This window comes from Burkholderia territorii, assembly GCF_902833055.1.
GTDB lineage: Bacteria > Pseudomonadota > Gammaproteobacteria > Burkholderiales > Burkholderiaceae > Burkholderia > Burkholderia territorii.
Window position 1 is genome coordinate 69,303 of sequence record NZ_CADFEJ010000003.1, and the last position, 13,624, is coordinate 82,926.

At 70.5% G+C, this 13,624-nt stretch carries 5 protein-coding genes; all 5 read left to right on the top strand.

The features are described from left to right. Positions 1–21: 21 nt before the first annotated feature. Genes HW466_RS07665 through HW466_RS07685 form a run of 5 tightly spaced genes read left to right on the top strand, consistent with a single transcriptional unit; the run spans position 22 to position 13,598 of the window. Positions 22–6,069 carry an SDR family oxidoreductase gene (locus HW466_RS07665; RefSeq protein ID WP_174905873.1) on the top strand — a complete coding sequence of 2,016 codons (6,048 nt, stop codon included), beginning with the start codon at positions 22–24 and terminating at the stop codon, positions 6,067–6,069. Then, entirely contained in the window at positions 6,066–10,073 is a 4,008-nt protein-coding gene (locus HW466_RS07670; RefSeq protein ID WP_174905874.1) for a cytochrome P450, read from the top strand. The genes HW466_RS07665 and HW466_RS07670 overlap by 4 nt, the downstream gene beginning before the upstream one ends. A gap of 20 nt (positions 10,074–10,093) precedes the next feature. After that, a complete protein-coding gene (locus HW466_RS07675; RefSeq protein WP_174905875.1) occupies positions 10,094–11,479 on the top strand; it encodes a flavin-containing monooxygenase in 1,386 nt (461 codons plus the stop codon). Continuing rightward, entirely contained in the window at positions 11,476–12,192 is a 717-nt protein-coding gene (locus tag HW466_RS07680) for an ABC transporter ATP-binding protein (RefSeq protein ID WP_174905876.1), read from the top strand. The genes HW466_RS07675 and HW466_RS07680 overlap by 4 nt, the downstream gene beginning before the upstream one ends. Next, the gene (locus tag HW466_RS07685; RefSeq protein WP_176316073.1) at positions 12,189–13,598 is read left to right on the top strand and encodes an ABC transporter permease; all 1,410 of its coding nucleotides are present in this window, start codon (positions 12,189–12,191) and stop codon (positions 13,596–13,598) included. Before HW466_RS07680 ends, HW466_RS07685 begins: the two co-directional genes overlap by 4 nt. The last annotated feature ends 26 nt before the right edge of the window (positions 13,599–13,624 follow it).

Consider the following 13,624-nt stretch of genomic DNA (forward strand, 5'->3'; position numbering starts at 1 on the left):
TTCTCGATAGGCAGGCGATCCATGTCGAATACCAGCATGCGCGGCAAGCTCGTTCTCGTGACGGGCGGTGCGAAAAACGTGGGCAAGGCCATCTGCAGGCGTTTCGCCGAGCAGGGCGCGCACGTGATCCTGAATTTCTTCCACTCGCTCGACGCGTCGAAGCAGACGGCCGACGAACTTCGCGCGCTCGGCGCGACGGTCGACGTGATCCGTGCGTCGGTCGCGCAGCAAGCGCAGGTCGACCGGATGTTCGACGAGATCGAACGGCGCTACGGCCGGCTCGACGTGCTCGTCAACAATGCGGCCTCCGGTGCGCTGCTCGGCGTCGACGAGATCGGCGCCGAACATTTCGATCGCGCGCTCGACACCAACCTGAAAGGCGCGTTCTGGTGCGCACGCCGGGCCGCGGCGTTGATGGCGCGATCGGGCGGCGGTGCGATCGTCAACGTGTCGTCGGTGGGCGCGACGCTGGTGCCGGCGAACTATCTGGTCGTCGGCACGGCGAAGGCGGCGCTCGAATCGCTGACGCGCTATCTCGCGGTCGAGTACGCGGGCCGCGACATTCGCGTGAACGGCGCGTCGTCGACGCTGATCGACGGCGACGTCGCCGCGCAGTTTCCGGACCCGGAGAACACGAAGCGCTCGAGCATCGCGGCGACGCCGCTGAAGCGGCTCGCACGTGCGGAGGACCTCGCCGATCTGGTCGTGTTTCTCGCGTCGGACGCGGCGCGCTGGATCACGGGCCAGGTGGTCGTCGCGGACGGCGGGCTGTCGCTGTGCAGCGAGGGGTTGTCGCCGCGCGCGGAATGGGCGGGCGAGGGGCGTGCCGAAGGCGCGGGCGCGGCGGCGCCCGCAGCGGTGCGGCCGGCTCCGTCGACGACGCGGCAGCAGACGGCCTCGGGCGGGAGCGAGCGTCCCGCGGCGTCGCCTGACGAAGCGCCGGACGGCGACGATATCGCCGTGGTCGGCATGGGTCTCGCATTGCCCGGCGCGAGCGATCCGGACACGTTCTGGCGCGCGCTGCTCGACGGCCCCGAGTTGTTCGGAAACGTGCCGCCGGATCGCTGGGATTACCGCTCGTTCTACTCGCCCGATCCGTCGGCGGAGGACAAGAGCTATCAGTCGCGCTCGGTCTTCATCGAGCATTTCGACCCGTGCCCGACGGTACGCGCGGAACTCGATGCGGGCACCGCGCCGCGCGAGCTGACGACGTTGTGGCTGCGTCACGCGCTGTGCCAGTCGCTCGACGGCGTGGCGTTGCGCGAAGCCGATCGCGTCGCATTCCTGGTGGGCTACACGGCCGACGGCAGCCAGCATCTTGAGGAGGGGATGGTGCTGGCCGCCGCGCGCGAGCGCCTGAATGCGGTGCTGATCGATGCGGGCGTGGACGCGGCCGAGCGCGAGCGCCGCGTGGCCGCGATCGATGCGGTGCTGAGCGCACGCTATGCGCGCGGCGCCGGCGATCTCGCGTCGTTCTTCCCGCACCGGGTCGGCTTGAACGCGATGAAGGGCGTGCTGCCGGACAGCGCGCAATGCATGATGGTCGATACCGCGTGTTCGTCGTCGCTGTATTCGATCGACCTGGGGATCAAGGCGTTGCTGCTCGGCAAGCAGGACGTCGTCGCGTGCGGCGGCGCATTCGCGCTTGCGCCGCGCGGCTCGGTGCTGTTCTCGAAGCTGCACGGGCTGTCGCGCAGCGGCGAGGTGCGGCCGCTCGACCGCAACTGCGACGGCGTGCTGTTCGCGGACGGCGCGGGTGTCGTGATCCTGAAGCGCCTCGCGCGGGCACGCGCCGACGGCGATCGTATCCTCGGCGTGCTGAAATCGTTCGGCTCGTCGTCCGACGGCAAGGGCAAGGCGATCTACGCGCCGAACTCGGCCGGCCAGCGTATCGCGATCGATCGCGCGTATGCACGCACCGCGACGGTGCCGGCCGACGTCGACTGGGTGGTTGCACATGCAACCGGCACGCCGGCCGGCGATCTCGCCGAGTTCCAGAGCCTGCGCGATGCGATCCGGCGCGACCGCCCGGTTCAGGTGACGTCGAACAAGTCGCTGGTCGGGCATACGGGCTGGGCGGCCGGGGTCGTGTCGGTGATCCAGGTGCTGCTCGGCCTGCGGCATCAGATGATCCCGCCGCAACATCGCTTCAGCGAGCCGCCGCCGGAATTCGACATCGCCGGCACGAACCTGCGGATTCCCGTGGCGCCGGTATCGTGGCCGGTCCGGAGCGAATCCGCACGCGTCGCGGCGGTCTCCGGGTTCGGCTTCGGCGGCACGAACGGCCACCTGATCGTGTCGGAGTACCGCGCGGATCTGCCCGCCGGCCGGGCGAGCGGCCGGTTCAAGCGCGAACCGCTCGCGATCGTCGGCTGGTCCGCGAAGTTTCCGGGCCTCGACGGCGACGCCGAGGTCGCCGCGTGGCTGCGCGGCGAAGGCCGTGCGCCCGACGCGAGCTTCGGGATCGGCTACCCGCTGCCGAGCTTCGCGCGCGTGAAGATGCCGCCGGCGGTGCTGCGAGCGCTCGACCGCTGCCAGCTGATGGCGCTCGACGCCGCGCACGACCTGCGCGAACACCTCGGGGCGTTCTGGCGCGAGCACGCCGACACGATCGGGCTCGTGATGGGACACATGGGGCCTACCCGCAACGCGGCGCTCTACGCGAGCCGCTGTTATCTCGACGACATCGCGGCCGCGGTGCGCGATGCGACGCGGCCGGACGAACGCGCGGCGACCGAAAGCGTGCTGGCGGCATTGCGCGAGGCGACGAAGCAGCTCGTCGCGCCGACGACGGAGAATTCGTTTCCGGGAATGATGCCGAACGTGATTCCGGCGCGCGTCGCCAACTATCACGACCTGCACGGGATGAACATGACGGTCGATGCGGGTCACGCATCGACGCTGGCCGCGTTCGAGGCGGCCGAGCGCTTCCTGTGCAGCGGCGAACTCGACATGGCGATCGTCGGCGGGATCAACGGCAATTCGTCGGAGGAAGTGCGCCCGGCATTCGGGCTGCCGCTCGCGGAGGGCATCGTGCTGTTCGCGGTCACGACGGTGCGCTGCGCGCGAGCGGAAGGGCTGCCGGTGCTCGCGGTGGTCGGCGGCGGCGACGCGCGGGCTGCGGTCGAACCGGCCGCGCCGCGCGATGCGACGGGTCGTGCGGTCACGTATGCGGGTGCCGATTCGGCGATCGACGTGCTGCGCGCCATCGTCGCGCGCGAGGCGGGCACGACACTCACGCGTGACGGCGGTGGCGGCGATCACGCGCGCTATGCGCTGCACGTCGCATGCGAGGCGGCCGACGCGCAGCCGGCGGCGCCTCGCGAGCCGCAACGCGAGATGCCGCCGGCGCACGTGCCGGCACCGGCCGTTGCGTCCGCTGAACCGGCCGGATCGGCGGTCGCTTGCGCCGCACCCGTTGCACCGGGCACGTTGATACCGGGCCCGCTGCGCCGGACCGGCGTCGCGGCCGACGGCGAACCGCTCGGCGTCGCGCGTTACCGGATCGAATGGCGCGACGCGCCGTGGCGGCCGGCGGGCCGGTCGGTGCCGTTCATCGCGCCGCGCTGCGTGATCGTGACCGACATGCCGGACACGCTGGCCGCGCAAGGCGATACAGGCCCCGGCTGCGTGGTGCTGTCGACGCGCCCGTTCGCCGCGCGCCGGCCGGGCTGGCACTGGATCGAGCGCATCGATGCGGCGGCGCTCGACGTCGTGCCCGACGACATCGGCCACGTGCGCGTGCTCACGTCGCTCGACGCGGGCACGCTCGCGCCGGGCGCCACGGCACCGGCGGCGCCCGCACGGCTCGCGCTGCACGACCTCGCATTCCTCGCGATCAAGCGATGCCATGCGGCGCTCGAGCACAACGGCAGCGTCATCGCATTGTTGCTCGATGCGCTCGCGGGCGACGTGCCGCATCCGGATGCGGGCCTGTTCACGGGCCTCGTGAAGGCGCTCGCGATCGAGATGCCGGCAGCGCGCCCGGTCGCCGTGCTGACCGATGCGCGTGCGCTGCCCGACGCGCTGCGCGACGCCGAGCGCGAAAGCGGCGCACGTCACTGGCTGCCGGTCGTCGCGCTGGGCGGCGGGCGCCGCCGCACGCCGCGCGTGATCGCGGACGCGGGCGAACTGAGCGCGGACGAGCGGTTGTCGCTCGGCCAGGAGTCGGTCGTGGTCGCGGTCGGCGGGGCGCGCGGGATCACCGGCGAACTGATGAAGACGCTGGCCTCGCACGTGCGTCCGACGCTGTATCTGATCGGCAGCAGCGCGCTGGACACGATCGACGCGGAGCTGCTTGCAATGGACGACGAAACGTTCGCGAAGAGCCGCCCGGACTACATCCGCGCGCAGAAGGCGCGGCATCCGGAACGGCCGTTGCCGGAGATCATCCGCGCCTTCGAGCGGCGTGCCGACGCGCGCACGGCGTGCATGAACATCGACGCGATGCGCGCGTTCTGCGGTGCGCATCGCGTGACCTACCTGCGCGCGGACGTGCTCGACCCGGACAGCGTGAAGACGGCCATCGACGCGATTCTTGCCCGCGAGTCGCGTGTGGACCTGCTGGTCAACGCCGCCGGACTGAACCGTTCGGCATCGGTGCGCGTGAAGTCGCTGGACGATTTCGTCGCGGTGCGCGACATCAAGGTGCGCGGTTACTGGAATCTGCGCCGCGCGTTCGGCACGCGGCAGCCGCGCCTGTGGTGCAACTTCGGCTCGTTCATCGGACTGACCGGACAGGCGGGCGAAACCGACTACGCGTCGGGCAACGACTTCCTGAACACCCAGGCGTCGTACCACCGCGCGGCGCTCGGTCACGACGAATTCACGATCGGCTGGACGCTGTGGCGCTCGGTCGGGCTCGGCGCGAATCCGGTCACGCGTGCGTTCCTCGAGAAAAGCGGGTTGTTCACGAGCATGCGCACCGCGGAGGGGCAGCATCACTTCATGCGCGAACTCGGTCTCGGCGAGCGCGCGGCGATGTCCGTGCATCTCGGCGAAGCCGAGCGGCGCGCGATCGAAACGCACCTGCCCGGTTACTTCGATCTCGACGAAGGTGCCCGCGCCGCCGTCGCCGCATCGCGCGAGCCGGATTTCTATCTCGGCGCCGAGCTTGCGCGCACCGACGACAGCGTGACGTTCGAGCGGGTGTTCGACCTCGAGCGCGATGCGTACCTGCAGCATCACGTCGTCAACGGCTTTCCGACGCTGCCGGGGACCTTCGTGCCCGAGGTGGCCGCCGAGGCCGCGCTGCGGCTCGTGCCGGGGCTCAAGGTCGTCGGCTTCGCCGACGCGGCATTCCTGCACTTCCTGCGCGTCTACGATGCGAAGCGGCCGAGCGTGAAGCGCATCCATGCGCGGATCGCGTCGCGTGACGGCGACACGGTACAGGTGCGCGTGCGGATCTCCGGCGACGTGCTCGCGCCTGGCGGGCAGGTGCTCGTGCGCGACAAGCCGCACTTCGAGATCACCGTTCGCCTCGCCGATGCATACGCGCCGGCGCCGATATGGCACGAACCGGCAGCGGGGGCGTTCACGCCCGTCGCCGATCCGTATCACTTCGACGCGGCGCCCGTGCGGCTGACCGGCATGTTCGTGTCGACGACCGATACCGGCATGAGCGACGCGGGCAAGCAGGCGCGTTTCCGGCTTAACGTGCCGGGCGACGATCCGGTGTTCTCGCGCTTCGTGGTCCCGAGCATCCTGCTCGACGGGCTCGCGCGCGTGGCCGCGCTCGATCACGTCGCAGGCGACTACATCCCGCTCGCGGCGCCGATGTCGATCGGCCGCATCGATATCTATGAAGCCGGCAACGACTGCGAGCTGTCGAGCCGCCACGCGTCGATCGCGCTGCGCGTGACGCCGCGCGCATTCGCGCTCGAAGGGCCGGCGAGCAGCGGCAACCGGTTCGTCGCGGTGCGCCCGGACGGCAGGATCCTGATGCAGATGCGCGACGTGACGGGCATCGTGATCGGCTACGTGCATCGCGCGACCGGCGCGTTCGCCGCGCGCGGCGAGATCGACGCGCAACTGGCCGCGCGCACGCGTTCCGAACGGGTGCCCGCATGAGGATGAAGCGACTCGCGCCCGGCCCGCGCGGCAGCGTCGTGATGGGCAACCTCGCGGAATACAAGCGCAATCCGGTCACGATGCTGCTGAAGCTGCAGCAGCAGTACGGCGACATCGCGCGCAACCGGCTCGGCCCGTTCCTCACGCACGCGCTCGCGCATCCGGACGGCATCCAGCACGTGCTGCAGGACAACCACCGCAACTACGTGCGCGGCCGCTTCTACGACAACTTCAAGATGTTCTTCGGCGACGGCCTGCTGACGACCGACGGCGAGTTCTGGCGGCGTCACCGTCGCGTGGTGCAGCCGCTGTTTCACCGCAAGCAGGTCGAGGCGCATACGGCCGCGCTCGGCGACGCGGCGCTCGCGCTCGTCGAGCGCTGGCTGAAGCGCCCGGCGCATGAGCCGTTCGACGCCGTCGAGGAAATGATGCGCGTGAGCCTGCGCATGCTCGGGCTGATGCTGTTCAACGCGGACATTTCGCGGCATGCGGACGACGTCGGGCCGGCCGTGCGTTTCGGCATCGCGGCGATGATGCCGCAGGGCAACCTGAACGATTTCGTGCCGCGCTGGATGCCGACGCCGTTCAATCGCCGGATCGCGCACGCGCGTCGCGGGATCGACGCGATCGTCGACGCGATTGTCGCCGAGCATCGCGCGGGGCGCTGCGAAACGAGCGACGTGATCTCGCTGCTGCTCGCCGCGCGCGATCCGGAAACCGGGGCGCCGCTGACCGAGCGCGAGGTGCACGACGAAGTGATGACGGTGTTTCTCGCCGGTCACGAAACCACCGGCAGCGGGATGGCGTGGGGGCTCTATGCGCTCGCGCAGCATCCGGACGTGTTGCGCCGCCTGCGCGACGAGCTCGACGCGGTGCTCGGCGGCCGCGCGCCCGATGCGGCCGATCTCGAACGTCTGCCGTACCTGGCGCAGACCGTCGACGAGATCCTGCGCCTGTATCCGCCGATCTGGGGCTTCACGCGCGATCTGGTCGACGACGACGAGATCGGCGGCTATCACGTGCCGGCCGGCTCGTCGGTTTTCATGTCGCCGTATGTCACGCATCGTCATCCCGCACTGTGGGCGAATCCCGACGCATTCGATCCGGAGAACTTCGGATCGCATGCGCCGGCGCGCCACAAGTACGCGTACTTTCCGTTCGGCGGCGGGATGCGCAAATGCATCGGCTACCAGACCGCGTTGCTGCAGATCCGCGTGCTGATCGCGGTGGTCGCGCAGCATGTCGACCTGAGCGCGGTGCCCGGTCATTCGCTGGACACCGGCGCGACGATCTCGCTGCGTCCGCGCGACGGGATTCGATTGATCGCGAAGCGGCGATCGCGCGAGCGCGGGTCCACCGGGCGCGCGGGAGCGGACCCGGGTACGCCGGCCGACCGGGCCTCGGTGTGTCCGTTCAGTGGCGCACAGGCTCAGGCTCAGGCGCCCGCGCCGTCTCCGCCCCCCAACACCGCGCCACCGGCGAATGCGGTATCGCCAACGCCCGTTCGTTCCGCCGGCCCCGCGCTGGCGCCGGACATGCTGGCCTTTCTGCAACGCGATCCGGTCACGGACGAAGCGTCGCCGGACGCCGACGCGACGCCGACGCACCGCTTCACATGGCGGCCGGTCGAGATCGAGCCGCTGCCCGACCTGCCGGCGGCCGAACTGAGCGGCAAGCGGATCGCGATCGTCAACGGCCTCGGTCGCACGGTCGAGCGCGTGGTGGCGACGCTCACGCGCGCCTGTGCGAGACCGAGCGTGTTCGCGCCGGCCGACGGCGTCGATCCGGCGACCGCCGCCAGCACGTTCTTCGTGCAGTCGGGGCCGTTCGACGGGATCGTCGATCTCGGCGTCGAAACGCCGTTCTCGCTCGACGTGCACGATCAATGGGAAGCGCCGTTGCGCCGCACGGTCGCACTGCTGCAAGCATGCTATGGCGACTGGTCGCAGGAGGCGTCGACGTCGCGACTGTTCTATCTGGCGCTCACCTGGCAGGACGGCCTGATGGGTCATGGCGACGGCACGCTCGTGCAGCCGCTCGGCGGACTGTGGGCCGGCCTCGCGAAGACGCTGCCTCAGGAACTGCCGAACTGCAACGTGCGCGTGCTCGACGTCGCGCCCGACGAAACGGGGCGCGTCGACCAGCTGATCGCGCGTGAACTGTATCGCTGGGGACGCTTCGAGGTCGGGCACCGCGGCGGACGCCGACATACGCTCGTGGCGGCCCGCGACGCGCTGCCGGCCGACGCGGCGCCCGACTGGGGAGCCGACGACGTCGTGCTGTTTTCGGGTGGCGCGCGCGGCATCGGATTCCTGGCTGCGTGCGCGCTGGCGAAGCGCCATCGCTGCACGGTGATCGTCACGGGGCGCGACGCGTTGCCCGCCGGCGACGAGCCGTGGCTCGCGCTCGACGATGCGGGCTTCAAGCGCTACGGGCTCGAGCAATTGCGTCAGGCCGCACCCGGGCGTTCGCCGAAGGCGATCCGCGATACGTTGCGGCAACTCGAACGCCGACGCGAACTGAAGGCGTCGCTCGACGCGGTGGCCGCGCTCGGCCTGCCGGTGCATTACCGCGTATGCGACGTGACCGACGCGCACGCCGTGCGCACGCTGTGCGACGCCTTCGGTGACCGGCTGCGCGGCGTGATCCACAACGCGGGCATCGACCAGCCGGTGCGATTGTCGCGCAAGAGCGCCGATGAATTCATCGGCACCGTGCGCGTGAAGGTGCTCGGCTTCGTCAATCTGTACGCGGCCGTGCGCAACCGGCCGCGCGTCGGCTGCTTCGTCAACGTCGGCTCGTTGACCGGCCGCTGGGGCGGCATGACGGGCGAGACCGACTATGCGGCCGCGAACGAGGCGCTTGCGCGGCTCGGCTGGTGGGCGCGACGCGATGCCGGCGCGCGCGTCGTGAAGACGATTGCATGGCCGACCTGGGACGGGGTCGGGATGATCACGAACCTTGCCGTCACGCGGCGTTACGTGACGCCGATGCGGATCGACGAAGGCGTGCGCCACTGGCTCGCGGAACTCGCGACACCGGCGTCCTCCGGCAGCGGCGAACCGATGTACATGGGCGCGGTCGGCCGCGCGCTGACGCCGATCCAGCTGCGCGGATTCGATGCGGTCGACGGCTTGCCGAACCTCGGCGAACTCGCGACGCGCCGGCATCACGCGGGCACGCCACGACGCTTCCGGCCGTTCAGCTGCTTCTCGACGCGCTATCGCACGTCAGGCGCACCTTATACGCAGGCATTCCGCTTCGACGGCCGCGCGGCCGTGCCGGCGTCGCTGCTGCTCGAGCACGCGCGCGTCGTGGCCGACTGGGTCGCGCCGCCTGGCGGCGAGCGGGCCTGCCTGCACGAAGCCGTCGACATCACGATCGCGCTCGACGCGCTCGCCGACGCGCTCGACAGTCACGGCGATCTCGCGCTCGACACCGACGCGAACGGCCGCACGGCAGGCGACGGCTGGCACGTGACGGTGCGCTGTGCGTCGCTCGCCGGCCGCGTGCTGCTCGACGCGACGTTCGTGTACCGCGGTCATCCGCCCGGCGGCATGACCGTTGCGCTGCCGCGCGAAACCGAAGACGCCCCGGCCCGGGACGCCGCGCGCGCGCGTTGGCGCGACGACCTGTTGCCCGAGGCGCGATGGAGCGGCGGCATCGCCCAGGCGAAGGCCGCCGACCCCGCGGCGCTCTGGGGCGTGCGGGACGATGCGGCGCGCGCGACGTGCCCGCAGCTGTGGCTGCCGGTCAATCACCTGGAAAACGTGTTGCGCGCACTGCTCGGCGCCCGGGCTGCCGACGGCGAGCCGCCGCGCGCATGGCGCATCGGCCGCATCGTGTTCGGCGCCGCGCAGGCCGGCGATGCCGACATGTTGCTGCGCTATCCGGACGATCGCTTCGCGATCGCCGATCGCGCGGGCGCATCGATCGCCGAACTGTACGACGCGCGGCTTGCCGGCGCGACCGACGCGCAGGCCGTGGCGGCGCCGGATCTTTGAACGGGAAGAGGAGGCTCACCATGACGGAGCGCAACGACGGCGCGCGATACTGCATCATCGGCGCGGGCGCGGCGGGCATTACTGCGGCGAAGAACCTGCTCGCGGCCGGCATCGGCTTCGACGTGATCGAGCGCGAGGACGACGTCGGCGGCAACTGGTACTACGGCCGGCCGAGCGGCGCGGTGTATCGATCGATCCACATGATCAGCTCGAAGCGTTTTTCCGAGTACACCGACTTTCCGATTCCCGACGACTATCCGACCTACGCGCGCGGCGACCAGGCACTCGCGTATCTGCGCGCATACGCACGGCGCTTCGGCGTGTACGACCGGATCGAGTTCGGCCGCTCGGTGCTCGAGATCGCGCCGGTGCCGGGCGGCACGCAGTGGCGCGTCGAACTCGATCGCGGCGAGGTGCGGACCTACCGCGGCGTGATCGTCTGCAACGGGCACCTGTCGCATCCGCAACTGCCCGACTATCCGGGGCAATTCGACGGGCTGCAGCTTCATTCGTCGCAGTACCGCACGCCGGAGATCTTCGACGGCAAGCGCGTGCTCGTGGTCGGCGCCGGCAATTCCGGCTGCGACATCGCGGTCGAGGCGTCGCATCACGCGAGCGCGGTATTCCACAGCACGCGCCGCGGCTACTACTACTGGCCGAAATTCCTGTTCGGGATGCCGGCGGACGAGTGGGCGGAATGGCCGCTGCGGCTGCGCATGCCGCTGTGGGCGCGGCGCTTCTTCGGCGAACGGCTGCTGCGCCTCACGACGGCCGGACAGCCGGAACACTACGGGCTGCGCAAGCCCGACCACAAGCTGTTCGAATCGCATTTCATCATCAACTCGACGCTGTTCTATCACCTCGGCCACGGCGACCTCGACGCGCGGCCGGACGTGCGCGAACTGAAGGGCGATCGCGTCGTGTTCGTCGACGGTCGCGAGGAGCCGATCGACGTGATCGTGTACGCAACCGGCTACCAGCCGAGCTTCCCGTTCATCGACCAGGCGCATCTGCAATGGCGCAAGCAGCAGCCGTCGCTTTACCTGAACCTGTTCGACGCGCAGCATCGCGACCTGTTCTTCATCGGGCTGTTCCAGACGTCGACCGGCAACTGGCCGTTGATGGACTATCAGGCGCAACTGCTCGCACGCTATCTGCATGCGCGCGACGCGGCGCCGCGCAAGGCCGCACGCATCGACCGGCTGATCCGGCGCGGCCGCTCGGACTGGAGCGGCGGCATCGCGTTCCATCGCACGCCGCGGCATGTGATCGAGGTCGAACATTTCGCGTACCGGCAGCAGCTGCGGCGGCTGATACGCGGGTTGCCGGCCGTGGCCGGCGGCGCGGCGGCGGATGCGCCGGAGGCGGCGCCGGTGCGCGCGGCACGCGCGGGAGGTGCGGCGTGAGTCTCGTGCATGTCGAACATCTGTCGAAGACCTACCTGCTCGACAGCGTGCGCGTGACCGGGCTCGCCGACGTGTCGGCGACGCTCGACGCGGGCCGCTTCACGGTGCTGAGCGGCCCGTCGGGCAGCGGCAAGACGACGCTGCTGAACCTGATCGGCTGCATCGACCGCCCCGACGGCGGACGCGTGACGATTGCCGGCCACGACACGGCGTCGCTGTCCGACGATGCGCTGTCCGATTTTCGCGCGCGCCATGTCGGCCACGTGTTCCAGACCTTCAACCTGCTGCCGGTGCTGTCCGCGTACGAGAACGTCGAGTATCCGCTGCTGATGGCGGGCTGGGCGCCGGCACGGCGTACCGCGCGGGTGCGCGACCTGCTCGATGCGGTGGGCCTCGCCGACAAGGCGCGACACCGGCCGAGCCAGCTGTCGGGCGGTCAGCGCCAGCGCGTCGCGATCGCGCGGGCGCTCGCGGCCGAGCCCGCGATGGTCCTCGCGGACGAACCCACCGCGAACCTCGACAGCGCGACCGGGCACGCGATCATCGAGCTGATGCGCACGATCCAGCGCGAGCGCGACGTGTCGTTCATCGTGTCGTCGCACGATCCGCAGGTGGTGCGGGTGGCCGACGAGGTGATCCGGATTCTCGACGGCCGTATCGTCGGCCACGAACGGCCCGGCGGCGACACGGCGACGCAGGAGGTGTGCCGATGACCCATACGCTGATGCTCGCGCTGCGCAATCTCCAACGCAACCGCCGGCGCTCGCTGACCACGCTGCTCGCGATGATCGTCGGCGTCAGCGCGATCCTGCTGTTCGGCGGCTTCAGCCGCGACATCACGCTCGGCCTGCAGACCGATTTCGTCCAGCGCAGCGGCCATCTGCAGATCCAGCGGCAGGGCTATTTCCTGTACGGCACGGGCGATCCGGCCGCATACGGAATTCGCGACTACCCGGCGCTGATTGAACGGCTGCGGCGCGATCCGCAGCTCGCGCCGCTGCTGCAGGTCGTCACGCCGACGCTGCAGTTCGGCGGGATCGCAGGCAATTTCGCGGCCGGCGTGTCGCGCACCGTGATGGGTTTCGGCGCGATTCCGGACGATCAGTACCGGATGCAGCAATGGAACGCGTACGGGTTTCCGCTGCGCCCGCGTGCGTTCGCGTTGCGCGGCAGCGCCGACGATGCGGCGATCGTCGGCCTCGGCGTCGCGCGCGTGCTGCACCTGTGCGGCCCGCTGCGCGTGCCGGACTGCCACGATGCACCGCCGGGCCCGGCCGAGCCGGCTGCCGACGGCCCGGCCGCGAGCGCGCCGCCCGACGTGCTGGCGCTCGCCCGGGCCGAGGCCGGCACGCGGCCGGCCGACGGCGGGGCGACTCACGTCGAAGTGCTGACCGCGAGCGCGGGCGGCGCGCCGAACGTCGGTCGCTTCTCGGTCGTGAAGGCCGACCAGCAGGGCGTGAAGGAGCTCGACGACGTGTATCTCGCGGTGCGCCTGCCGCAGGCGCAGCGGCTCGTCTACGGCGGCGCCGCGCCGCGCGCGACCGCGATCGAGATCCAGCTCGCGCGCACGGCCGATCTGCCGGCGGCGCGGGCGCGCATCGAGCGGCTGCTGCACGGCGGCTTCGACGGCCAGCCGCTCGACGTCGTCGACTTCGCGACGCTGAACCCGTTCTACGACCAGACCAACCGGATGTTCTCGGTGATCTTCGGCTTCGTGTTCGTGCTGATCAGCGCGATCGTGCTGTTCGTGATCAGCAACACGATGAGCACCGCGATCATCGAACGCACCGTCGAGATCGGCACGCTGCGCGCGATGGGCATGCGGCGCGGCGGCATCCAGGCGCTGTTCGTCTGTGAGGGCGCGCTGCTCGGCGTGGCCGGTGCATCGCTCGGCGTGCTGGTCGCGCTTGCGATTGCCGCGGCCGTCAATCACAGCGGGCTCGCGTGGACCCCGCCCGCGCGGATCGATGCCGTCGCGCTGACGGTGCGCGTGTGGGGCGAGTGGCGAACCATCGCCGTCACGTTCGTCGGACTCGCATGCGTGGCCGGGCTGTCCGCGTGGCTGCCGTCGCGGCACGCGGCGCGGTTGTCGATCGTCGATGCGCTGCGGCATGTGTGATGTCGCGCGAATGCCGCGTTTTTCGT